This is a genomic window from Lutibacter sp. (genome assembly GCF_030692605.1).
Lineage (GTDB): Bacteria > Bacteroidota > Bacteroidia > Flavobacteriales > Flavobacteriaceae > Lutibacter.
In genome coordinates this window covers 52,351-76,552 of the sequence record NZ_JAUYUD010000095.1, presented here as the reverse complement: position 1 = coordinate 76,552, position 24,202 = coordinate 52,351, and the positions used below count along the sequence as shown (strand labels likewise).

General features: G+C 30.6%; 29 protein-coding genes. 18 read left to right on the top strand and 11 right to left on the bottom strand.

Annotated features, from left to right (window positions below; translation table 11 throughout):
• Positions 1–18 precede the first annotated feature (18 nt).
• The 4 genes from Q8S45_RS09960 to Q8S45_RS09945 form a co-directional block, all read right to left on the bottom strand.
• The gene (locus Q8S45_RS09960) at positions 19–552 is read right to left on the bottom strand and encodes a hydrogenase maturation protease (RefSeq protein WP_305604267.1); all 534 of its coding nucleotides are present in this window, start codon (positions 550–552) and stop codon (positions 19–21) included.
• A gap of 79 nt (positions 553–631) precedes the next feature.
• Positions 632–1,360 carry a Ni/Fe-hydrogenase, b-type cytochrome subunit gene (cybH, locus tag Q8S45_RS09955; protein ID WP_305604265.1) on the bottom strand — a complete coding sequence of 243 codons (729 nt, stop codon included), beginning with the start codon at positions 1,358–1,360 and terminating at the stop codon, positions 632–634.
• 10 nt (positions 1,361–1,370) lie between these two features.
• Positions 1,371–3,107, bottom strand: coding sequence for a nickel-dependent hydrogenase large subunit (locus tag Q8S45_RS09950; RefSeq protein WP_305604263.1), 1,737 nt, complete (start codon positions 3,105–3,107; stop codon positions 1,371–1,373).
• 11 nt (positions 3,108–3,118) lie between these two features.
• Entirely contained in the window at positions 3,119–4,243 is a 1,125-nt protein-coding gene (locus Q8S45_RS09945) for a hydrogenase small subunit (RefSeq protein ID WP_305604261.1), read from the bottom strand.
• A 247-nt stretch (positions 4,244–4,490) separates the two neighbouring features.
• Between Q8S45_RS09945 and Q8S45_RS09940 the strand changes: the two genes are divergently transcribed.
• From Q8S45_RS09940 to Q8S45_RS09930, 3 genes are read left to right on the top strand one after another with little or no spacing between them, the layout of a single operon-like run.
• Positions 4,491–4,832, top strand: a complete 342-nt coding sequence (locus tag Q8S45_RS09940; protein WP_305604259.1) for a hydrogenase maturation nickel metallochaperone HypA — start codon at positions 4,491–4,493, stop codon at positions 4,830–4,832.
• 10 nt (positions 4,833–4,842) lie between these two features.
• On the top strand, positions 4,843–5,697 hold the full coding sequence (hypB, locus tag Q8S45_RS09935; RefSeq protein WP_305604258.1) for a hydrogenase nickel incorporation protein HypB: 855 nt from the start codon (positions 4,843–4,845) through the stop codon (positions 5,695–5,697).
• A gap of 43 nt (positions 5,698–5,740) precedes the next feature.
• Positions 5,741–6,001, top strand: a complete 261-nt coding sequence (locus tag Q8S45_RS09930; protein ID WP_305604256.1) for a HypC/HybG/HupF family hydrogenase formation chaperone — start codon at positions 5,741–5,743, stop codon at positions 5,999–6,001.
• An 80-nt stretch (positions 6,002–6,081) separates the two neighbouring features.
• Here Q8S45_RS09930 and Q8S45_RS09925 read toward each other — a convergent pair whose 3' ends face one another.
• From Q8S45_RS09925 to rbfA, 4 genes are all read right to left on the bottom strand, one after another.
• Positions 6,082–6,609, bottom strand: a complete 528-nt coding sequence (locus tag Q8S45_RS09925; protein ID WP_305604254.1) for a thioredoxin family protein — start codon at positions 6,607–6,609, stop codon at positions 6,082–6,084.
• A 33-nt stretch (positions 6,610–6,642) separates the two neighbouring features.
• Complete coding sequence (gene gpmI / locus Q8S45_RS09920) at positions 6,643–8,160, bottom strand: 2,3-bisphosphoglycerate-independent phosphoglycerate mutase (RefSeq protein ID WP_305604253.1); 1,518 nt, start codon at positions 8,158–8,160, stop codon at positions 6,643–6,645.
• 178 nt (positions 8,161–8,338) lie between these two features.
• On the bottom strand, positions 8,339–9,529 hold the full coding sequence (locus Q8S45_RS09915) for an ABC transporter permease (protein ID WP_305604252.1): 1,191 nt from the start codon (positions 9,527–9,529) through the stop codon (positions 8,339–8,341).
• A gap of 13 nt (positions 9,530–9,542) precedes the next feature.
• On the bottom strand, positions 9,543–9,935 hold the full coding sequence (gene rbfA, locus Q8S45_RS09910) for a 30S ribosome-binding factor RbfA (RefSeq protein WP_305604250.1): 393 nt from the start codon (positions 9,933–9,935) through the stop codon (positions 9,543–9,545).
• Positions 9,936–10,089: 154 nt separating this feature from the next.
• Here rbfA and mce point away from each other — a divergent pair, with 154 nt between their 5' ends.
• From mce to Q8S45_RS09880, 6 genes are all read left to right on the top strand, one after another.
• A complete protein-coding gene (gene mce / locus Q8S45_RS09905) occupies positions 10,090–10,491 on the top strand; it encodes a methylmalonyl-CoA epimerase (protein WP_305604247.1) in 402 nt (133 codons plus the stop codon).
• Positions 10,492–10,623: 132 nt separating this feature from the next.
• Positions 10,624–11,502, top strand: coding sequence for an ABC transporter permease (locus tag Q8S45_RS09900; RefSeq protein WP_305604245.1), 879 nt, complete (start codon positions 10,624–10,626; stop codon positions 11,500–11,502).
• Between the two features lie 3 nt (positions 11,503–11,505).
• Positions 11,506–11,754 carry a DUF3098 domain-containing protein gene (locus tag Q8S45_RS09895; RefSeq protein ID WP_305604243.1) on the top strand — a complete coding sequence of 83 codons (249 nt, stop codon included), beginning with the start codon at positions 11,506–11,508 and terminating at the stop codon, positions 11,752–11,754.
• 2 nt (positions 11,755–11,756) lie between these two features.
• Complete coding sequence (locus tag Q8S45_RS09890) at positions 11,757–12,557, top strand: undecaprenyl-diphosphate phosphatase (protein ID WP_305604241.1); 801 nt, start codon at positions 11,757–11,759, stop codon at positions 12,555–12,557.
• Entirely contained in the window at positions 12,557–13,243 is a 687-nt protein-coding gene (gene truB, locus Q8S45_RS09885) for a tRNA pseudouridine(55) synthase TruB (RefSeq protein ID WP_305604239.1), read from the top strand. Before Q8S45_RS09890 ends, truB begins: the two co-directional genes overlap by 1 nt.
• A 9-nt stretch (positions 13,244–13,252) precedes the next feature.
• The gene (locus tag Q8S45_RS09880; RefSeq protein ID WP_305604237.1) at positions 13,253–13,789 is read left to right on the top strand and encodes a hypothetical protein; all 537 of its coding nucleotides are present in this window, start codon (positions 13,253–13,255) and stop codon (positions 13,787–13,789) included.
• Here Q8S45_RS09880 and Q8S45_RS09875 read toward each other — a convergent pair.
• Both Q8S45_RS09875 and Q8S45_RS09870 read right to left on the bottom strand, forming a co-directional pair.
• Positions 13,784–14,266, bottom strand: coding sequence for an ABC transporter ATPase (locus Q8S45_RS09875; protein WP_305604236.1), 483 nt, complete (start codon positions 14,264–14,266; stop codon positions 13,784–13,786). The two genes, Q8S45_RS09880 and Q8S45_RS09875, sit on opposite strands and share 6 nt — an antisense overlap.
• A gap of 38 nt (positions 14,267–14,304) precedes the next feature.
• A complete protein-coding gene (locus Q8S45_RS09870) occupies positions 14,305–14,904 on the bottom strand; it encodes a thioredoxin family protein (RefSeq protein WP_305604235.1) in 600 nt (199 codons plus the stop codon).
• 230 nt (positions 14,905–15,134) lie between these two features.
• Between Q8S45_RS09870 and Q8S45_RS09865 the strand changes: the two genes are divergently transcribed.
• The 9 genes from Q8S45_RS09865 to meaB all read left to right on the top strand — a co-directional run bounded on the left by Q8S45_RS09865 (position 15,135) and on the right by meaB (position 23,390).
• The gene (locus Q8S45_RS09865) at positions 15,135–15,710 is read left to right on the top strand and encodes a fasciclin domain-containing protein (protein ID WP_305604233.1); all 576 of its coding nucleotides are present in this window, start codon (positions 15,135–15,137) and stop codon (positions 15,708–15,710) included.
• 28 nt (positions 15,711–15,738) lie between these two features.
• Positions 15,739–16,197, top strand: coding sequence for a cytochrome c family protein (locus Q8S45_RS09860; RefSeq protein ID WP_305604231.1), 459 nt, complete (start codon positions 15,739–15,741; stop codon positions 16,195–16,197).
• Positions 16,198–16,236: 39 nt separating this feature from the next.
• Positions 16,237–18,210, top strand: a complete 1,974-nt coding sequence (gene nosZ, locus Q8S45_RS09855; protein ID WP_305604229.1) for a Sec-dependent nitrous-oxide reductase — start codon at positions 16,237–16,239, stop codon at positions 18,208–18,210.
• Positions 18,211–18,404: 194 nt separating this feature from the next.
• Positions 18,405–18,992 carry a hypothetical protein gene (locus Q8S45_RS09850; RefSeq protein WP_305604227.1) on the top strand — a complete coding sequence of 196 codons (588 nt, stop codon included), beginning with the start codon at positions 18,405–18,407 and terminating at the stop codon, positions 18,990–18,992.
• Between the two features lie 97 nt (positions 18,993–19,089).
• Complete coding sequence (locus Q8S45_RS09845; protein WP_305604225.1) at positions 19,090–19,536, top strand: nitrous oxide reductase accessory protein NosL; 447 nt, start codon at positions 19,090–19,092, stop codon at positions 19,534–19,536.
• Entirely contained in the window at positions 19,536–20,771 is a 1,236-nt protein-coding gene (nosD, locus tag Q8S45_RS09840) for a nitrous oxide reductase family maturation protein NosD (protein ID WP_305604223.1), read from the top strand. The genes Q8S45_RS09845 and nosD overlap by 1 nt, the downstream gene beginning before the upstream one ends.
• The gene (locus Q8S45_RS09835; RefSeq protein WP_305604222.1) at positions 20,764–21,471 is read left to right on the top strand and encodes an ABC transporter ATP-binding protein; all 708 of its coding nucleotides are present in this window, start codon (positions 20,764–20,766) and stop codon (positions 21,469–21,471) included. Before nosD ends, Q8S45_RS09835 begins: the two co-directional genes overlap by 8 nt.
• The gene (locus Q8S45_RS09830) at positions 21,464–22,246 is read left to right on the top strand and encodes an ABC transporter permease (protein ID WP_305604221.1); all 783 of its coding nucleotides are present in this window, start codon (positions 21,464–21,466) and stop codon (positions 22,244–22,246) included. The genes Q8S45_RS09835 and Q8S45_RS09830 overlap by 8 nt, the downstream gene beginning before the upstream one ends.
• A 136-nt stretch (positions 22,247–22,382) precedes the next feature.
• A complete protein-coding gene (gene meaB / locus Q8S45_RS09825; protein WP_305604219.1) occupies positions 22,383–23,390 on the top strand; it encodes a methylmalonyl Co-A mutase-associated GTPase MeaB in 1,008 nt (335 codons plus the stop codon).
• On the opposite strand, the gene Q8S45_RS09820 is transcribed toward meaB, so the two are convergent.
• Entirely contained in the window at positions 23,382–24,194 is an 813-nt protein-coding gene (locus Q8S45_RS09820) for a Cof-type HAD-IIB family hydrolase (RefSeq protein ID WP_305604217.1), read from the bottom strand. The genes meaB and Q8S45_RS09820 overlap by 9 nt on opposite strands.
• Positions 24,195–24,202 lie beyond the last annotated feature (8 nt).

Below are 24,202 nucleotides of genomic sequence, written 5' to 3'. Positions count from 1 at the left end.
TAATAATACACTATAAACTTACGCTTTTTTCAAATAAAGTTCTTCAGAATGAGCTAAAATTTCTTTTATTATTTTTGGAATTGACGCCTTAACTTTTGGATTTAATTCAAGAGTCATAGGTACTATTTCTTCAATTGAGACAGTAAATAAATGAATATCAGGCACTTTCTCCATTAAATAAACAGCTTCAATCATATCTTTTAATCCAACATCATGAACACTTAAAGCAGAAGGAAAATCGGACGCGAATTTTGGTCGAATGAGTGAAATAGTTCCAGCTTGTTTTCCATCCATAGTAGCGTCAATAAAAATTACTGTAGAATAAGCTTCAAAACAATTTAATAATAAAAATCCGCCAGTTCCACCGTCTAAAATATCAACATATTCAGGTAATTTATGGGTTGCCATTTCTTGAATAACCTGAACACCAATTCCTTCGTCGCCCATTAAATAATTCCCCACACCCATAACTAAAATGCTATTAGATTTATCTTTTTCAAAAAAGTAAGAATCGCTACAAACTGCGACAGGTGTTCTTTCTAAGATGCTCATAGTTACTATTTTAAAAAAGTAAATTCATTCAAATATATAAACTATATTAATTGAATGAATTTACTTTAAATTTTATTATTTATTCTTTTACTTTATCTTTTTTGGCTTGTTTTTCATGTTTTATAAAACGGTCTGAACGCACAAATTTATAGCCACCAAACATAGATGAAACTTCACCACGACCTTCCAACCAATCATGATAAAAAACCAAATAAATATGTACCAAACTAAAGAAAATAAAAATCCACATAGTTATATGATGTATGGTTCTCACCATAAAATCGCCACCAAATAGTGGAGTTACCCATGTAAATAGTTGTGGTAACCACCAACCAGAAGTATCTGCGTATAGCGCGAATCCAGTAAAAACTTGAATTAATGCCATTAAAAATAGGACTACATATGACAATGATGCAACACTGTTATGCCCAATGCTTATATCTTTTACATTGGGGTGTTCTTCATTTAATAACATGATGTCAATTTTAAGCACATGCCAAAAATTATTCCACATTTTTTTGCTGAAAGGCCAAAATGCTCTCCAATGTGCAAATTGGTTTCCAACAAAAGACCAATAGATTCTTAAAATCATATTAAAAAAGAAAATATAGGCCGCACCAAAATGTATGAAACGCACAATTCCAAAAGAATGTAAATTTGTTGCTTCGGCACTTGATTGAAGTGCTGGTGGATTGGCTATTAAAAAACCAGTTAGGGTAAGTGCTACAATGGCAAGCACATTTACCCAGTGAAACAATCTAACAGGAAGTTCCCAAACCATTACTCGTTTAAAATTTCGATCTCTCATAACTTAAGTTTTAACTGTCACAACTTGCTATGTTTTGAACTTGTGAAATATGATTTCCATGTTCATCATATAAATGAACTGCACAAGCTAAACAAGGGTCAAATGAATGAATGGTTCTTATAATTTCTAACGGTAAATTAGGATCAGCCACTGGTGTGCCAATTAAGGCTTCTTCATAAGCAGAACGTTGCCCTTTTGGATCACGTGGTGATGCATTCCAAGTTGAAGGAACAACTAATTGATAATTTTCTGTTTTCTCATCTTTAATTTTTATCCAATGAGCTAAAGCACCTCTTGGAGCTTCACAAAACCCTACACCTTTAGCTTCTTTTGGCCAAGATGATGGTTCCCAGCTTTCCGTGTTTGCCATACGCTCGTCACCATTTTTAATGTTATTCATTAAAGTGCTGAAGAATTCTAAGGTCCAATTAGCAACTAACTGTGTTTCAATTCCGCGAGCTGCTGTTCTTCCTAATGTTGAGAATAAAGCGCCTACAGGAACATTTAGATGAGACAATGCACCATTAACAGCCTCTTGAATTTCTTTGTTACCTCGACCGTAGCCCACTAATAAACGAGCAAGTGGTCCAACTTCCATTGGTAATCCTTTCCAACGTGGTGTTTTAATAAAGCTATAGGCTTCTTCAACATTTAACTGTTCGTAAGGTGGTTTTGGTCCTGTATATTTTATATTAGTTTCGCCTTCCCAAGGATGTCTTCCTTTGTCTTTTCCTTCAGCATAATTATCGTACCAAGAATTGTTTACAAATTCCTCTATTTCTTCAGTACTTCTATGATCTACATCGTGTACTTTCGATAAATCATTATTCAAAATAATTCCTTGTTGGAATTTAAAACTTGATAAATCGGCATAACCATTCGTAGGGAAATCACCATAAGACATATAGTTTCCAATTCCTTTTCCAATTCCTCCCCAGTCTTTGTAGAAAGATGCAATAGCTAATAAATCAGGGATATAAACTTTATCGATAAATTCTTTTCCTTCTTTCAATAATTTTTCAACATGCATGAGGCGTTCAGCATTTAAACCACCAGCGCCATCAGAATTTATGGCACAGGCCATTCCACCAACTAAGTAGTTTGGATGTGGATTTTTACCTCCAAATATGGTATGAACTTTTACAATTTCTTTTTGCCATTCTAATGCTTCTAAATAATGTGCAACAGCTAATAAATTAACTTCAGCGGGTAATTTCATTTGAGAATGCCCCCAATAGCCGTTGGCAAAAATTCCTAATTGTCCGCTTTCAACAAATTTTTGAACTCTTTTTTGTACATCTGAAAAATAACCAGGTGAACTTTTTGGCCAACTCGATATACTTTGTGCTATTTCAGAAGTTTTCTTTGGGTCGGCTTTTAAAGCATTTACAATATCTACCCAGTCTAATGCGTGTAAATGATAAAAATGAACTGCGTGGTCATGCATATACAAAGCACCTTCCATGATATTACGCACCATTTCTGCATTTGGAGGTACAGCTATTCCTAAAGCATCTTCAACAGCTCTTACGGATGTTAACGCATGTACCGTTGTACAAACACCGCAAGTACGTTGTACAAAAGCCCAAACGTCTCTAGGATCACGCCCTTTAACAATGCTTTCAATACCTCTAACCATGGTACTTGAACTAAAGGCGTCGACGATGACACCATCTTTAATTTCTGCTTCTATTCTTAAATGACCCTCAATTCGTGTAATTGGGTCAACTACTATTCTATTTGCCATTGTTATACGTTTTAAGAATCAATATTTTTTTCATTTTTTTTGTCACTTTTTATTCTTTTCATGAGCTCTTTTCTTTTAGAAATATTTGCTCCAATTGCGTGTAAAGCAATGCCTCCAGCTAATACACCAGCGGCAACTTTACCAACCGTATCTGCGTTGCTTTCTACCGCAAAGCCAGGTACTTTTGTGGTTCTCTCATAGAAAGGTCCGTTATCCCAGAAATCTTCTTCACTACAACCAATACATCCGTGGCCAGATTGTATTGGAAAACTAACTCCGTTATTCCATCTCATGCTTGCACAGGCATTGTAGGTCATAGGACCTTTACATCCTACTTTATATAGACAATATCCTTTTTTTGAATTATCATCATCAAATGTTTCAGCGAATAAACCTGCATCATAATATGGACGGCGGTAACATGTGTCATGTACTCGTTTTCCATAGAATGCTTTTGGTCTACCTAAACGATCTAATTCTGGTAAACGTCCAAACGCGACAACGTGCATAATAACACCTGCCATAACTTCTCCAATAGGTGGACAGCCAGGAACTCTAATAATTGGTTTATTTTTTACGATTTTATGAATTGGAGTCGCTTCTGTTGGATTTGGTTTAGCTGCTTGTACACATCCGTTTGATGCACAACTTCCCCAAGCAATAATTGCTTTGGCTCCAGCAGCAGCTTCTAAAAATGTTTCTTTGGCCGATTTTCCTGCAATACAGCAGTAATTGCCATCATCACCTAGTGGTATAGAACCTTCAACACATAAAATGTATTCACCATAATACTTTTTCATGGTGTCATGTTTCGCTGCTTCAGCTTGATGCCCAGATGCTGCCATTAAGGTTAATGAATAATCTAATGATATACGGTCTAAAATAATATCAGCTACAATTGGGTGATTCGACCTGATAAAAGATTCACTGCAACATGTGCATTCTTGATAATGTTCCCAAATAACTGGTAATCTAGGAGTATTTTCCAATGATTGGGCAATTTGACCAACCATAGAATTTTCTAAACCCATAAATGCAGCCATATAGGTAGAAAATTTCATAAAATCTCTACGGGTATAACCTTGTTTTATAATGGTATCGTAATAGGTATCCCGTTTTTCATTAGTATTAGACATATGCGAAGTTTTTAATATTAAGAGACAAATTAACCTTATTTTTCAATTTTTAATAAAATTGAACGGAACTAAATTACAATTTATTTTCTTTAGTTGCGCATTAACCAGCTAATTTAGAATGTTTTAAAATAAGACCAAATAACCTTATAATTAATACTAAAACAACCCATTAATTCAAAATAATTTATAGATGTAGGATTCTAATTATATAATTTGTAATTTCGATTATCAATAATTTGAAGATAAAATGCACGAATTATCAATAGCATTAGGCATCGTTAAAATAGCCGAAGATGAAACAAAAAAAGCAAATGCAAAACAAGTTATTAAAATTGAACTTGAAATTGGTACATTAGCAGGTGTTGAGTTTGAATCTTTAAATTTTGTATGGAATTCTGCCATAAAAGATACAGTATTAGAATTTGCCAAAAAGGAGATTGACATTATTAAAGGAATTGGAAAATGTATAGATTGCGATACAGAATTTGATATGGATAACATTTATGATTGTTGCCCTAAATGTGGAAGTAATTTTAAGGGTATATTGAAAGGTAAGGAATTAAGAGTAAAAACATTAGAAGTCATTTAAATTAAAAAATATGTGTGGAACTTGTGGATGTGGAACCGGTAAAAACGGTCCTATTATTTTAAAACCTGGTGAAGAAAAGCTTGAACATTCTCATGACGAACATACTCATGAACATTCTCATGAAGGACATACTCATACACATGAAAATGAACATCATCATCACAATGATCATTCTCATTCTCACGATCATTCACATGAGCATAAACATAAAGTATTAACTATTGAAAGAGATATTCTACAAAATAATCAATTATTAGCAGCTAGAAATAGAGGATATTTTGAAGCGAAAAATATATTTGCACTGAATATGGTGAGCTCTCCTGGTTCGGGGAAGACTTCTATTTTAGAACGCACCTTAATTGATCTAAAGCACGAAATTTCATTTTATGTAATTGAAGGTGATCAACAAACAATGAATGATGCAAATAGAATTGATGCATTAAATATTCCAGTTGTTCAAATAAATACTGGAAAAGGGTGTCATTTAGAAAGTGATATGGTTTTTGAAGCTGTTAGAAAGTTAGAAATAAAAGACAATTCTATTTTAATGATTGAAAATGTGGGCAATTTAGTTTGTCCGTCTATGTTCGATTTAGGTGAAAGTAAACGCGTGGTAATTATTAGTACTACTGAAGGAGAAGACAAGCCAATTAAATATCCTGATATGTTTCATACCTCTGATATTTGTATAATCAATAAAATAGATTTGTTACCATATGTAAAGATTGATGTCCAAAAATTAAAAAATTATGCGTTACAAGTGAACCCAAATTTGCAATTTTTTGAAGTTTCGGCAACAACTGGTGAAGGAATGGAAGCTTGGTATGGTTGGCTAAAAGCTCAAAGTAAAAAGGTTAAAGGGTAAAGGTTAAAGGCTGAAAATCAAAAATCGTAAATCGTAAATAAATATGTGTTTATCAATTCCAGGAAAATTAATAGAAATAACATCTCAATTAGATGAAACTTTTAGAGTAGGAAAAGTATCCTTTGATGGTGTTTTGAGAGAGGTAAGTTTAACCTTAGTTCCTGAAGCAAATATAGGTGATTACGTTTTGGTCCACGTGGGTGCAGCTATTTCTATTATTGATGAAGACGAGGCTCTAAAAACGTTTGACTTATTAAAACAGTTGGGCGAACTACATGATTTAGATGAACCTTCAGATGAATAAAAAACTGTCTAAAAATAAGTATAATTAACCTTTCAATAGGAGGAGAAATTACTAATTATTAATTTTTAGACAGTTAATTTTTATTGTTGATAGGCGTGTTTATATGGCTCTCCGCTAAGTATTTTACATAAATCTGCCTCAATAGATTCTCTTGGATATTCCACAAATCTACCAATTTCTTTGCCGTTTCTAAAAAAAATAAAAGTTGGAACTCTTTGAATATCATAGCCTGCTTGTAAATTATCTGGAGTTACCTTAGCTCGATCAACAGCTATCATTTCTAAGTTTTTATAATCCAATCCAGCTTCATCCATAATTTTGTAAAATACAGGAATATGCTCTTGGCTATCACCACACCAAGTTCCCATAAAACCTTTAATAGTTACATCCTTTAATAATGGAGTTATTTTAGCTAACACTTTTTTATTAACAATGTGATCTTCATAATTAAAATCGAACCAAATATTAAATGGCTCATTAGAAAAAAACTCTTTTTGAGTAATCCCTATCAAATTTCCACTTTGATCAATTTTTGGATAAACTTCTTGTTTTTGTGCTTTACAGTTTAATGTACCCACAATAAAAACACATAGAATTAATTTTTTCATTTTTATTCATATTTAATAGCATAAAGTTACGAATTATATTAATGAAAATTGAGACATTTCTTCGGGTTTTTCTATACCCATTAATTTTAATATAGTAGGTGCTATATCACCCAAAACACCATCTTTTATTTGTGTTAAATCTTTATCAATCAAAATTATTGGAACCGGATTGGTTGTATGAGCTGTATGAGGCGTACCATCAGGGTTTATCATGGTTTCACAATTACCATGGTCTGCAATAATTATTGTTGTATAGTTATTTTCAATGGCTGACTTTACAACATCTTCAACACATTTATCAACAGTTTCACACGCCTTAATTGCTGCTTCCATAATACCAGTATGTCCAACCATATCTCCATTTGCAAAATTCAAACATACAAAATCAACTTCTTTTTTATTTAACTCAGGAATAATGGCATCTCTAATATCAAAAGCGCTCATTTCTGGTTGTAAGTCGTAGGTTGCAACTTTTGGAGACGGACATAATAATCTTTTTTCGCCAATAAATTCTTGCTCTCGTCCTCCTGAAAAGAAAAAAGTTACATGTGGATATTTCTCAGTTTCGGCAATTCTAATTTGTTTTTTCCCTGCCTTTTCTAATACTTCACCTAAGGTATTTTCTAAATTATCTGTGTTATATATTACGTTGATATTATTAAAAGTCTCATCGTAATTGGTCATTGTAACAAAATGAAGTGGTATTTTTTTCATTCCAAATTCTGAAAAATTATTTTGAGATAACACTTCGGTTAATTCACGTCCTCTATCAGTTCTATAATTGAAGAAAATAACAACATCATCTGCCATTATTTGGGCTTTTGGGGCACCAAATTCATCTATTAAAATAATTGGCTTAATAAACTCATCAGTAATATTATTTGCATAGCTTTTTTCAATGCTTTCAATAGCATTTGTAGATGTTGAGCCAATTCCATTTACCAAAGCGTCATATGATATTTTTACACGTTCCCAACGTTTATCTCTATCCATAGCAAAATAGCGACCAGTTACTGAAGCTAATTCTCCGGTTGATTTTGCCATATGATTTTGAAGTTCATGGATAAAGATTTTCCCTGATTTCGGGTCGCAATCTCTTCCATCTGTAAATGCATGAACATAAACATTTTCAATTTTATTTTCAGCAGCAACATCTAACAAGCCTTTTAAATGCTCAATATGAGAATGAATTCCACCATCTGAAACCAGCCCTAATAAATGAACTTTTTTATTTTGAATTTGAGCATATGTTAAAGCATTTAACAACACTTTTTCTAATCCCAAGGTTTTCTTTTTAACGGCCATATTAATTCTTACCAAATTTTGATAAACAATTCGTCCTGCCCCTAAATTCATATGTCCAACTTCACTATTTCCCATTTGACCTTCAGGTAGACCAACATGTTCACCATCGGTACGCAAACTTGCATTTGCATATTTCGAGTATAAACTATCAATATAAGAAGTGTTTGCATTATAAACTGCTGATACCGCTGGTTCTTGGGTAATTCCCCAACCATCTAAAATCATTAAAATTACTTTCTTGTTCATCTAATTATAGTTAAAATCTTGACACGCAAATATACAAAGTATAAAGAGTTTGTAATTTATATTAAGCCTTTAATTAAGTTAAATTTTACTAAAACGATTGCGAGAAAGAATTGAAAAGATTAGAATTAAGATGAATTTAAAATGTTGAAAGTCAAATTTATAATTAATACGAAGGTTTTTATTCAACCATTTTTTTCGAAATACTGCTACTTGCAATTTTAGAAGCAAAATACCCAAGAAATAGAATGGTAATTATAACCGTAATTATATTCATTTGGGTTAGTTTCACAGGATACGGAAGGTGAGGAGTGATCATAAAAAAGTGAAATTGATTTTGTAAATACACTAAAATGATTCCAATTGTGAGCCCTATAAATAGACCGATAAGAGTTAACAAAAACCCTTGTAAAACAAAAATATGTTTAATTTCCTTTAGTGTTGCACCTAAATTGTAAAGGGTTCTTAGGTTTTCACGTTTATCTAAAATCATCATAATAATAGCCCCAATAACATTAAATAGCGCTATTATTAATATTAGCGTAAATATTAAATAGGAAACTAAATTTTCGGTATTTAGCATTTTGTAAAAAACAGCATTTAACTGCTCACGAGTTTCAATTTTAAAACTGGATCCAAACTTGCTTTGTAAGTTGTTGATTAAGGACTCTTTGTTGCCAATATTTGAGACTTTAATTTCAATTGCCGAGATTTGATTTGATTCATAACTTAATAATTCCTGAGCATTTTCTAAAGAAACAAAAGTGAATTTTGTATCAATTTCATCAGTTAAAGCAAAAACTCCAATGGGTTGAGTATGGATGGTATTAAAAGCATTTTTAGGATTGATAATATAATCGTTTCCAGGTTTTGGTACATATATTTTTAAAGGTTCTAAAAAATCGAACACCCCAATAGACAATAAATTTGAAATACCATTTCCTACAACAGCTCCTGCCGAATATTCAGAAGTCAGCCAAGTTCCAACATAAACGGTTGTATCAATTTTAGTTACTTTCGTATAATTAGTGTCAACGCCTTTAATAAAAGCAATGTGGGTTTTATTATGAAATTCGAAAAAAGCTCTTTCTTCAATTACTTTTGTGAAGGATTCAATGTCTTTTTCCAAGTTTAATTTTTCTTCAAAAGAGGAGTCATAAAAAAACGACTTTCCTTTTGACGCAGAAATTTTTATATCTGGATCAGAAGTGTTTAAAAAACCAATACTAAACTCTCTCAGTCCCGAAAAACCAGATAAAACTATGAAAAGTGCAAGTGTGCCAATAACTACCCCAATACCCGCAATTAAAGTAATTATGTTAATAGTGTTATTGCTACTTTTAGAAAATAAGTACCGTTTAGCTATGTACAAAGAGAATTTCAATTTATCGTTTTTGTCTTTGCTCTAAAATAGTAGGATTTTTTATAGGGTTTTCTTCTTCGCCTTTTAAGGCATTGTCAATTCCTTCAATATAATCTAAACTATCATCAACATAAAATAAGAGTTCAGGCATTCTGCGCAATTGATTTTTAGTGCGTTGAGCCATTTCATACCTAATAGTTGCGGTATTCTCTTTTACACCTTTTAAAATAGTATCTCTATTAACCTGCGGGAAAATACTTAAATAAATTTTCGCTTGAGATAAATCGCTAGTAACATTTACTTTGCTAACAGAAATAATAACACCTCTCATTCCATCACGTGCTGCACTTTGTAACACATCTGCAAGGTCTTTTTGTAAAACACCTGCAATCTTTTTTTGTCTATTTGTTTCCATAGTTGCAAAAATAACATTTAAAAGTACATAATTATTATTTTTGTTTTTCATTCAACGGATAAAGTTCCAGAAATTTTTATAGAAAGTTGAATTTTCACAGAATAAAGGAGCATTTATTTCAGTAAATTTGTACCATAATTTTGAAATAAAATAAATGAATAAAATTGAACATATAGGAATAGCGGTTAAAGATTTGGCAAAAGCGAACGAATTGTTTGCCTTAATATTTGGAAAACCGCATTATAAAGTAGAAGAAGTTATAAGTGAAGGTGTAAAAACATCTTTTTTTGAAGTAGGTCCAAATAAAATTGAATTATTAGAAGGAACAAATGAAAATAGTCCTATTTCAAAATTTATCGAAAAAAAGGGAGAAGGTATTCATCACATTGCTTTTGCGGTTGATAATATTTTAGCAGAGGTTGAACGATTGAAAAATGAAGGTTTTATTGTTTTAAATGAAATCCCAAAAAAAGGAGCCGATAATAAATTGGTAGTTTTTATACATCCAAAATCTACAAATGGAGTGCTGATTGAGTTATGTCAGGATGCAAGTTAAAAAACGAGTCATTAAAAAGTAGGTTACCATTGTAAATGAGTTCGAAAAAAAATCAATAAAATAACTCATAAAAAACCACATGGCAACTAAGAACAAATTTGTATATTGCAGCACTAAATAAAGACATTTCTGTTGGATAAAACATTTGAAAAATACCAAAAAAGAAGATTAAGATCTTCCTATATATCTGTTGTAGTAAGCATTGCTTTAGTATTATTTTTGGTTGGTTTATTGGGCTTAATTGTTCTCAAAACTAAAAGTATTACAACCCATTTTAAAGAAAAAGTAGCCATTACATTATTTTTAAAAGACAATGTTTCCGACAAAGATTTAAAAACCTTACAGGCTGAACTTAAAAAGGAACCATATACAAAAAGCATTATTTATATTTCTAAAGAAGAAGCAGCAAAAAAATATTCTGAAGAAATTGGAGAAGATTTTGTTGCTTTTTTAGGAGATAATCCTTTAAAAAACGCCATTGATATTTCTTTAAATTCTGAATTTGTTACTCCTGAATTAATGTTAGAAATTGAAAAGGAATTGATGAAAAGAAGCATTATTTCTGAAGTTTCTTACGATAAACCTTTGATTGAATTATTAACTCAAAATATTAATAGGTTAAGTTTTTGGATGTTGGCGTTCAGTGGTTTATTTACCTTAATTGCAGTTGTTTTAATTAATAGTTCAATTAGATTATCGGTTTATTCTAAAAGATTTACTATTAAAACAATGCAAATGGTTGGTGCTACAAAAAGTTTTATTAGAATTCCATTTATTTGGAAAAGCGTTAAATTAGGTATTTTAGGTGCATTTGTTGCATTTGTTGGTTTAGTTGCATTTGCCTTTTATGTAAACAATGCTATTCCAGAATTAGAAATACTTGCCGATTACAGTATTTTTGGAATTATATTTTTAATTATTATTTTATTAGGAATATTAATTACGTTTTTAAGTACGTTTTTTGCAACACAACGATTTTTAAATTTAAGATCAGATGAACTCTATTATTAGATTATGGCAAATAAGAACGAAAATGAAAACAAGCCTGAATTTCTTTTTGGTAAAAGAAATTACATAATTATGGCAATTGGAATTGCATTTATTGCTGTTGGATTCATATTAATGGCTGGTGGAGGCAGCGATAATCCTGATGTTTTTAATGAGGAAATGTATAATTTTCAGCGTATTAGATTAGCTCCAACATTGGTGCTAATTGGGTTGGGTATTCAAATTTATGCCATATTAACAGGACATAAAAAGTAAGCATGAATTTTTATGAAGCTATTTTATTAGCCATTATTGAAGGGATAACGGAGTATTTGCCTGTTTCTTCAACTGGTCATATGATTATTGCTTCATCTTTTTTACAAATTGCAAATGACGATTTTACCAAATTATTTACTATAGTTATTCAACTTGGAGCCATCTTAGCAGTTGTTGCTTTGTACTGGAAACGATTTTTTCAAAGTGTTGATTTTTATTTAAAATTGGGAGTTGCCATTATACCAGCCATAATTTTCGGGTTAATTTTTAATAAAGCAATTGATGTTTTATTGGAAAGCCCTTTAATTGTAGCAATGTCCTTAATAATAGGAGGGTTTCTATTGTTAAAAGTAGATGATTGGTTTATTTCCAATGAAAAGGAAACAAATAAAAGTTTGACTATATCCTATGGAATGGCTCTAAAAATTGGTTTTTTTCAGGTTTTAGCAATGATTCCCGGTGTTTCAAGAAGCGGTGCAACAATTGTTGGTGGTTTAACACAAAAGTTAAATAGAAAAACGGCTGCCGAATTTTCTTTTTTTCTAGCTGTGCCTACCATGTGTGGAGCTACTGCAAAAAAACTATTTGACTATTTTAACAATGGATTTACCTTAAGTTCTGAGGAAATTAACCTTCTTATTTTAGGAAATTTTATTGCTTTTTTAGTTGCAATGGTTGCAATTAAATCTTTTATAGATTATTTGAGTAAAAGTGGATTTAAACTATTTGGCTATTACCGTATCTTGTTGGGTATTTCAATAATTATAATTCATTTTTTCTTATATCCTTTAACAATTATATAATGTTAACACTTGAAGATTTTAAATCGGGACAAGTTTTATTGATTGACAAACCTCTAAATTGGACTTCATTTCAGGTGGTAAATAAATTACGTTGGAATATTACTCACAAGTTCAATATTAAAAAATTAAAAGTTGGTCATGCTGGTACTTTAGATCCATTGGCAACGGGTTTGTTAATAATTTGCACTGGAAATTTCACTAAAAAAATTGATGAATATCAGGCTCAAATAAAGGAATATACAGGCGAATTAACTCTTGGAGCAACCACTCCAAGTTACGATTTAGAAACCGAAATTAATCAAATCTACTCAACAGAACATATTACCAAAGAATTAATTTATGATATTACAAAACTTTTTATTGGCGAAATAGATCAAAAACCACCAATTTTTTCAGCCATAAAAAAAGAAGGGAGACGTTTGTATGAGATTGCTAGAGAAGGGAATACAGTTGAAATTGAAGCAAGAAAAATTACTATTAATGAATTTGAAATTACAAAAATAGATTTTCCAAGAATTGAATTTAGAGTAGTTTGTAGCAAAGGAACTTATATTAGATCATTAGCCTATGATTTTGGGAAGGCTTTAAATTGTGGCGCTCACTTATCTCAGTTAAGAAGAACTAAAATTGGAAACTTCCATATAAATAATGGTATAACTATTGATGACTTTATTGCTAACCTATAAAAAAGTACTATGAAAAATAGCCTATCTATTGTTGTACTATTACTTTCTTTTTATGGTTTTTCTCAGAAAAGAGCCATGTATAATTTTAATGTAAATTGGACGCTGGCCTATAATGATAATTTTAATATAGCTAGTGCTCTAAATAATGAAGAAGATAACACTTTTTTTGTAGCAGGAGCCTTTTTTTTTAGAAATGGAGTAGATGTTGAAATAAATAATTTTATGACTATTGGGGCAAATATTGGGTTAGATTGGCATCCAAATATCAATTTGTTGGCAATTCCTTATTATCTAGATACAAAGGTTGCAATTTCACATGTTGATGACGATAAATTTTATGTAGAAGTGGGTATTGGAAAACTTTTAAAACTTGGTAGCAATTTCGAAAATGGTGATTATTATAAAATTGGTTTAGGGTATAATATTGCAACTGGACAAAATTTTGGAATTGTACTAAGCACAGCATTTCATCAAAAAAAAATAAAAAATATGGTAAACGGAAGGTTAAATAGTTTTTCTATCGGGTTGGGAATAATATTTTTATAGTAATCGTCCTAACCAACTATCCATAATATTTATCTCCCAATCGAACTCTAATTCTTCTTTGGTGTTAAGCATCGTATTAAAAACTATCGTATTTTTAGAAACACTATTGTTTTTTATTAACAGTTTAAATTCTTTTAACTCTTTGTATTGAACATACTCTCCTTGTTTGTAACAAACATTAATTTTATCTAAAAGCAACACTTCATATTTTTGCTCTATTTGTAAAATAAGACTAATTAATGCATCGTGATTTTCAAGACTTAAAGGTGTAATACTTACGTCAACAACAATAATAATAAATCGATCATAACGAATTTCATACGAACAATTAAAAGGTATTTCGTCTGATTCCCATTTGTTTAAAAATGCTGTTACCAAACTGTTTATTTCAAGAAGTTCTATTTCATAGAATTTTCTGCTCGAAGGAAAAATAAATAGTTTTGCGTCGTCTGGAATTTCATCAAAAGGAAGTATCATTTAAAATATTTTGAGTCAAATATATTTAATAAATACAACTAAACCGACTTAAATATTTCAATAAAATCTTCTTGAATTGATAAGCCTTTATCTTTATTATACCAAAGCTGAAGGTCTTTTTTGAATTCAGCATTTAAACTTCCATGTTGTAATTTGAAATTTTCTACCATTTTAGAAGCTATCGAGGGTCTTGGCCCCCAAGTTTCTACGATGGAATTTTCATTATTTAAAATAATTACTTTTGGAATTGATTTACTTCCGTTGGTTAAAAAAAGGTTCATTAGATCTTCATTCTCATCTCTTAAAACAATTTTAAGGTCAATTTTGGGAGAAAAACTTGCTATTTTATTTAAAACTGGTATTATTTGCGCTGCATCACCACACCAACCTTCGGCAATAACTAACATTGTAATTTTTTCAGTTAAAAGATCTGTTGTTTTTTTTGTCTCTTCTGTTAAAGAAATGGTTTTATCTAACCGATCCATTCTTTTATTATTTAAAATGCTATAATCTAATAACACAGATGATTGCTCTTTTCCTGTAGATTTTTCTTGTTTCAATAAATTTTGTACTGAAGTTCTGTAATTACTATAGTTTGAACTTTTTGCTAAACTTTTATTTATTAGGGGGTTATTCATTTTTTTTGTATATTTATTTCAGTTTTTGACAGATTTTTTAAGTTGCTTACAAAGTGAGTAATTTATCAGAAAAATGCAAATTTAAGGCAATATTTTAAAACGGAATGTAAAGGATGTTACTAAATAAGGGATAAAAACATCTTTTATTCGTTTTGTATGATATTTGTCATTTTATATTTCAAGTAGGCTCAATATATTTGTCAAAATTCATTAACGTTAATTCTATAATTATGAAAAAAATCAATGTATCAATCTGGCTTTTAGCAGTAGCCGCCATGATTATTATTTCTTGCAAAGGAGAAACTAAATCAACAAATGACGACTCAACTTCAGATGCGGTGAGTGAAGGAAAAGGACAATCCGCCGTTACTGATGATGTTTCTGCAGCAAATGCGTTACAAGTTGCAAAATCGTTGGACGATTTTAAAACATTAGTTGTAGCTATTGAGGCAGCAGGTGTAGAAGATGCAGTTGTAAATGTTGGGCCTCTTACAATATTTGCTCCGCTAAATAGTGCTTTTGAAAAACTTCCAGCAGGTACGGTAGAAGGATTGCTCAAACCAGAAAACAAAAGTCAACTTGCATTTATTTTAACCAACCATGTAGCACCCGCAAATTACCCTGATACACAATTAGTTAAAGAAGCTCAAAAAGGAAGAAAATTGTATATGGCTTCAGGCAAATATTTAGTAGTTGAAGAAAAAGAAGATGGAATTTATGTTGGTGGGACAAAAGTATTAAAAACGGTTAAAGTAAGTAATGGTTGGATACACGTTATAGGTGATGTGTTAGTGCCAACAGAATAAATAATAAACAACAGTTAATTAAAATAAAATGAAATTAAAATTAGTAGTATTATCAGCAGTAGTAGCTTTAGTAATGAGTTGTGGAAACGATGGTAAAAAGGATGGAACTCAACAAACAGAAGAAAATAAAGAAGCTGCAGTTGTTGACCCAATGCAAGATAAAGGAATTGGTCCAGTTACAAGCATTACCTTAGGTGAAATTGACGATGCATTGGTGGTTGAAGGACAGAAATTATTTGAAGTTAAATGTACGGCCTGTCATAAAATTGGGAAACGTTTTGTTGGTCCAGATTTAACAGGAATAACAGGAAGACGTACTTCTGAATGGATTATGAATATGATTTTAAATCCAGACGAAATGGTTCAAAAAAATGAAGCTGCAAAAAAATTATTAGCAGAGTATTTATCGCCAATGGCAAATCAGAGTTTAACTGAACCAGAAGCACGTGCAATCTTGGAATATTTTAGAACATTAAAAGTTGAATAAACAAAGAGATTAACAAACAACAATTAAATATAATTATATATGAAAACAATTTTTAAATCTTTAATTGCTATTACTATAACGTCACTATTTTTTATTGGTTGTGGTAATAACGATTCAAAACAAAATGGAGCTTTATCTTCTAATGCTGCCGAAAAAGTATATGTTGCTCCTGGTGAGCACGATGAGTTTTATGCTTTTATTTCAGGTGGATTTAGCGGACAATTGGCCGTATATGGACTTCCATCAGGACGTTTATTTAAAGTTATTCCTGTTTTTTCAGTAGATGCTGAAAAGGCGTACGGTTTTAACGAAGAAACTAAACCAATGTTAAATACTTCTCATGGTTTTGTGCCTTGGGACGATTCGCATCATCCAGATATTTCTCAAACAGCTGGAGAATTAGATGGGCGTTGGGTATTTATTAATGGTAATAATACACCTCGTATTGCAAAAATTGATTTAACAACTTTTGAAACTACTGAGATCATTGAAATTCCAAATTCTGCAGGTAACCATAGTTCTTCTTTTGTTACTGAAAATACAGAATACGTTGTGGCTGGAACACGTTTTTCAGTTCCTTATCCACAAAGAGATATGCCTATTAATGAATACAAAGGAAATTTCAAAGGTGCATTAACTTTTATAAGTGTTGATCCAAAAGATGGAGCAATGGATATTAAATTCCAATTAATGATGCCTGGTTTTAATTATGATTTATCGCATCCAGGAAGAGGAAAATCGCATGGTTGGTTTTTCTTTACAACCTATAATACAGAGGAGGCAAATTCTTTATTAGAAGTTAATGCATCACAAAACGATAAAGATTTTATTGCTGCAATCAATTGGAAAAAAATTGAAGAATATGTAAATAAGGGAGGTGGTAAAAAAGCACCAACTAATTATGCACACAATGTGTACGATGAGCATACCCATACTGCGACTTCTACCATGAAAAAAGAGGTATTGATTGTGAATCCGATGGATGTTCCAGGAGCTATTTACTTTTTACCTACTCCAAAATCACCTCATGGTTGTGATGTTGATCCTTCTGGTGAATATATTATTGGAAGCGGAAAACTTGCTGCAGAGTTAACAGCACATTCATTCACTAAAATGTTGGCTGCTATTGAAGGGAAAAAATTTGATGGTGAAGCGTATGGTATTCCAATTTTAAAATACGAAGATATTTTAGGTGGTGTTGTAAAACAACCAGGATTAGGGCCATTACATACTGAATTTGACGGCAAAGGGAATGCGTATACTACATTCTTTATTTCTTCAGAAGTTGTAAAATGGAAATTAGGAACCTGGGAAGTAATTGACAGAAAACCTACATATTATTCGGTTGGTCACTTAATGATTCCTGGAGGAAACTCTCGTAAACCTTTTGGAAAATATGTATTGGCAATGAACAAAATTACAAAAGACCGTTATTTACCAACAGGTCCTGAAGTAACTCAATCTGCTCAATTGTATGATATTACAGGCGAAAAAATGGAATTATTATTAGATTTTCCTACCATTGGTGAGCCACATTATGCTGCAGGTATTCCAGCAAGTATCATCAAAGAGCGTTCTAAAAAAATATATAAGTTAGAAGATAATAAACATAAATATGTTGCTAAATCTGAGGCAGATTCTAAAGTTGTAAGAAATGGAAATGAAGTTCATATTTATATGACCATGATTCGTTCTCATTTTTCACCAGATAATATTGAGGGTGTTCAAGTTGGAGATAAAGTTTATTTTCACGTTACTAACTTGGAACAAGATTATGACGTACCTCATGGAATTGCAATTATTGGAGCAAACACTTCTGAATTGCTGATTATGCCAGGGCAAACTGAGACATTTATATGGGAACCAAAACAAGTTGGAGTTTGGCCATTTTATTGTACCGATTTCTGTTCTGCGTTACATCAAGAAATGCAGGGATATGTTAGGGTATCACCTAAAGGTTCCAAAGTACCTTTAACTTTTACCCTTGATGGAGACCCTGTAGGAGCTAAATAAAATTCTTTTTGATTGATTTAGAAGAATTTTTAAACGGGCAAGAGTTTAAATCTCTTGCCCGTTTTTCATTAAAAATATATAAGACTATACTATCCTTTATGTGAGTTATATTACAAACCTTTACCTAGTTATTTTGTAAATTTGTTAGACAAATTATATTAAATAATTAATTTAAATTTAAACTAATAAATATTATGAAGAAATCAAAAATATTAATGATTGTTGGTTCTTTACTATTGCTTGCATTATTTGTATTTCCACTTTGGAACATAACTCTAGAAGCACCTCAATATCCAATTCCATTAGGTATGGATATACACATAAATAAATTTAGTGATACTCACGAATTTGATATTAAAAATATCAACCTTATGAATCATTATGTAGGTATGCAGTACATTCCTGAAACAATTCCAGAGTTTAAAATTTTCCCAATAGTTATTGCTATTATGGTTGTATTAGGTGTATTTATAGGTATTTTAGGAAAGCATAAACTTTATTTAGTTTGGATTGTTTTAATATGTTTGCTTGGAATTGCTGGGATGTATGATTTTTATTTGTGGGAATACGACTATGGTCATAATTTAGATCCAAAAGCAATAATGAATTTCAAAAATCCTGACGGTACACCTATGGGATTTCAACCTCCATTATTTGGCTCTAAAGATATTTTAAATTTTAAAGCGCATTCTTACCCAAGGCTTGGTGCCTATTTAATGTTCGCAGGTGTTTTTTTAACAATAGTTGCTTTTTTTATAGGAAAAAAGGAATCTAAAATATAAAAAAAAAATAACTCGTTAGAAAATAGTTAAAAATGAATGTTTTCAAATTAACTATTCATTTTAATGTATATTTATAAAACTATTAATTTCAAAAACAATGAAGGTTAAACTTTATAAGCCAGTTATTGGCATTATCATACTATTGTTCACATTTTCGTGTAAAATTGAACCACAGGCTATTGAGTATGGAAAGGATCAATGTAATTTTTGTGTAATGAATATTGTTGATAATACTTATGCAGCGCAATACGTTACATCGAAAGGAAAGCAATTTAAATTTGATGCGGTTGAATGTTTGGTAAATGATTTAATTAAAAAGGATAAGGAGGGTATAGCAATTATATTGGTTGCTAATTACAGTAATCCTGGAGAAATGATCGATGCAAAATCAGCCTTTTATTTAATTAGTCCAGCAATTAAAAGTCCTATGGGTGAAAATCTTTCTGCGTTTAATTCTCAAATAACAGCTGAAGAATATCTTAAAATGAATGTAGGCGAAATTTACACTTGGGAAAGTTTAAACCAATATTTTATAAATAAATAATGTTAAGAGGCGGTTTAATTTTAGTATTTCTAAGTTTAGGTTTTTTGGGTCAAGCTAAAAAAATTGAAGTTTGTAGTACTTGTGAAATTAGTTCCATTAAAAAAGCTGTTGAAGTTGCTAAAGATGGCGATGTTATATTTGTCAAAAAAGGTATTTATAAAGAAAACAGTATTGAAATATATAAATCTATTACAATTTATGGCGAAGTTGGAACTATTGTAGATGGTAGTAATAAAGAAGGAATTTTTATAATATCTGCTAATAATTTTACCATTAGAAATTTAAAAATCATTAATGTTGGTATAAGTTATATCAAAGAACAGTCTGCCATTAAAGTTTTTAAGAGCAATAATTTTACCATTAAAAACATAGTTCTTGCAAATGTCTATTTTGGATTTTTAATAGAAAAATCCCATTTCGGAAAAATTATAAATAATACTGTATCCAGTCTTGCTAAAAATGAAGCCAATTCTGGAAATGGAATTCATATTTGGCATAGTTCTAATGTGGAAGTGGAAGGAAATGAGGTTTTTGGAATGCGTGATGGTATTTATTTCGAATTTGTAACACAAAGTAAAATTCACAATAATTTCAGTCATAATAATATTAGGTACGGTCTTCATTTTATGTTTTCAAATAATGACACTTATTACAATAACGAATTTAAAAACAATGGTGCAGGAGTTGCAGTTATGTTTTCAAAATTTATAAAAATGTATCAAAATAAATTTATTCATAATTGGGGATCTGCATCGTATGGACTTTTGCTCAAAGAAATTTACGACGCTGAGATTTATAATAATATTTTTCAGGAAAACACCATTGGAATTAAAGGAGAAGGTTGTAACAGAATAAATTATAAGAATAATACCTTTTTACGAAATGGTTGGGCTATTAAAATTGCCGGAGCTTGCTATGCAAATATTTTTGAATATAACGATTTTTTACATAATTCATTAGATTTGTCATATGATACGAAGGTTAATGATAATAAATTTGAAAATAATTATTGGAGTGAATATACAGGTTACGATCTAGATAAAGATGGGATTGGAGATATACCTTATAGACCAGTAAAACTATTTTCGTATATAGTAAATAGAACACCAGAAGCGTTGGTTTTATTAAGAAGTTTATTTGTTGATATTATCAATTTTTCTGAAAAAGTTTCACCTGTTTTTACCCCCGATGATTTAATGGATATCAACCCTGTAATGAAAAGAATAAATGATTGATTTTAAAAATTTACACAAACGATTTGGAAAATTAACCGTTTTAGACGGCTTAGATTTAGCAATTAAAAAGGGTGGAATTTCCGCTATTCTCGGTCCGAATGGATCGGGAAAAACAACGTTAATAAAATGCTTATTAGGCATGGTAATTCCAAATGAAGGAGAAATCACTTTTAAGGATGAAAGTGTTTTAAAAAAGTGGGATTATAGAAACGATTTAAATTATTTGCCTCAAATTGCAAATTTCCCTCCAAATTTAACCGTTTTTGAATTGATTCAAATGGTTAAAAATCTTCGTCCAAAAGAATCTAATGAAAAAGAATTAATAGATTTATTTGGGTTGAACGATTCGCTTCAAAAAAAATTAGGAAACCTTTCAGGAGGCACCAAACAGAAAGTAAATATTGTACTTGCGTTTATGTTTGATAGTGAACTACTAATTTTAGATGAGCCTACAAATGGATTAGACCCAATTGCATTAATTTATTTAAAAGAACTCATTCAAAAAGAAAAGGAAAAAGGAAAAACCATTTTAATTACTACTCATATTATGAGTTTTGTTGATGAAGTTGCTGATGATATTGTGTTTTTATTAGATGGTAAAATTTATTTTAAGGGAAGTATTGACGAGCTTAAAAAACACACAAATATCGATAATTTAGAGCATGCAATTGCCAACTTAATATCCAAACAATATGCTTAAAATATTAAAATATAGTTTTTACGATTTAATGCGAAGCCGTTGGAGTTATGTGTATTTTGCTTTTTATTTAGCACTTGGTTTTGTGTTGTTATTCTTAAATAACGATGTGTCAAAAGCAGTGATAACATTAATGAACATTATCATAGTATTAACACCAATGATTGGAACAATTTTTGGCGTAATGTATTACTATAATTCCAAAGAATTTACCGAATTATTATTGGCACAACCGATAAATAGGAATAAAATTTTTATGGGGCAATACTTAGGTATTTCGCTGTCATTAACCTTAAGTTTAGTATTAGGTTTAGGAATTCCATTTATTGCCTACGGTTTGTTTAAGTCATCTGCAATATTTGATTTCAGTTTATTACTTGTTATAGGTTCTTTCTTGAATTTCATTTTTGTTGCACTATCTTATAATATTGCACTTTCAACTGAAAATAAAATTAAGGGTTTTGGATATGCTATTTTAATGTGGTTGTTTTTTGCAGTAATTTATGATGGTATTTTCTTAATTTCTTTAGTAATGTTTGATCAATATCCATTGGATAAATTTTCATTAATTGCCACCATGTCCAATCCAATTGATTTATCTCGCATTTTAATTTTATTAAAGTTAGATATTTCGGCTTTATTAGGTTATACAGGTGCCGTTTTCAGAAAGTTCTTTGGAACTAATTTAGGAATGTTTTTATCAATATCCATTCTTGTAATGTGGGTTGTTTTACCAGTTATTAGAATGAATTTTAAACTAAGAAAAAAGGATTTTTAAATTAAATATTTTTTTCCCAATAGAAATTATAACTAGCTTTTCTAATAATTTATGAGTTAAATCCTTTTTTGTAATACTTCATTTTAGCAATATTCATACCTTTGAAATACTATTGTAAATAATAAGATTGTATTTAATGAAGAACTACAAACCAAAAGGAAGATTAACTTCATCAGCATATATAGATGGTGTTTTAAAAGGTGATAGAGTACTACTTTCGCGAGCCATTACAATTATTGAAAGCAGTTTAGAAAGTGATAAACTATTAGCAAAAAACATTATACAAACTATATTACCACACTCGGGGAATTCAATTAGAATTGGGATTACAGGGGTGCCTGGTGTTGGGAAAAGTACTTTTATTGAATCTTTTGGTAAACATTTAATTAAGGAAGGGCACAGAGTTGCCATATTGTCGATTGATCCAAGTAGTCAGCGTTCAAAGGGAAGTATTTTAGGAGATAAAACGCGAATGGAGGAATTAGCGAACTTAGAAGAAGCATATATTAGACCTTCTGCATCAGGAGATACATTGGGTGGTGTAGCCAATAAAACAGGGGAAACTATGTTGCTTTGTGAAGCTGCAGGTTATAATGTTGTATTAATTGAAACTGTGGGTGTTGGACAATCTGAAACTGCTGTGCATGGAATGACAGATTTCTTTTTATTACTGATGCTTTCTGGGGCTGGTGATGAACTTCAAGGAATAAAGAAGGGAATTATGGAAATGGCTGATATGGTGGTTATTAATAAAGCGGACGGGAATAATATTAGTATGAGTGAAATGGCACGCATACAATACCAGAATGCACTTCATATTTTTCCTCTATCAGAGTCGGGGTGGAGTCCAGTGGTTAGTACTGCATCAGCAATTAAAAATATTGGAATTTCAAATGTCTGGGATGAAATTAAAAATTTTAAAAGAATGGTTGATGAAAATGGTTATTTCAATAAAAACAGAAATTACCAACAAATACAATGGATGTATAACAATATAAATGAAGAGTTAAAACAATTATTTTACGGTTCAAAAAATATTAAAAATCAACTAAATGATTTAGAAAAAAAGATAATATCAAATAAAATATCGCCTGTAAAAGCCGCAGAGATTATGATTCAAGAATTTAAAAATTCTTTAAATTAAATTTCTGGAATTTATCATTTGTTCAAGTACCAATTCAACCCCATGTTCATTATTGCTTTTGGTTTTAAATTTGGCAATGTTTTTCACATTAGGATGTGCATTTTCCATGGCATAACTAAAATATCCAAGTTCTAGCATATTTAAATCGTTGTTATAATCTCCAAAAACCATGGTTTCTTCTTTGGTTATGCCCCATTTATTTTGAAGAATATTTAAAGCATATCCTTTATTGGCATTATCATGCGAAATATCTAACCAATGTTCCCCAGAAACTATTACTTGCATTTCATTTTCTAAATGCTTTACAACAGGAAAAATATATGTTTCTGAACATTCAAAATGATAAGCAGCTATTTTTAAAAAATTATCATCTGCAACTTTGGTAAGATCTTTTACAATGGTAAATTTTGAATAATAATTTTGAAACATTGAAATAAAGTGTTCATCTTCAGTTTCTATATAGGCCATTTCCTTGCCACATAAAACAATATAAGTATTACTAATTGTGCGTAATAATTTTATTGATTTAATACAGTTTTCCTGTAATAAGGTGGTCGAAAATAATTCAATTTCCCCTTGTTTTACCATGCCACCATTTTCTGCTATAATTGTGATATCATTTTTTATAGGATATAATCTATCTACAATACTATGGTATTGACGACCACTTGCGGCTATAAATTGAATATTTTGGCACTTTAACTGATTAAAAATTGTAAAAAATCGATCACTAACTTCACTTTTTGAGTTTAGTAACGTACCATCCATATCCGTTACAACAAGTTTTACTTTTGAAAAATCCATAGGTTATA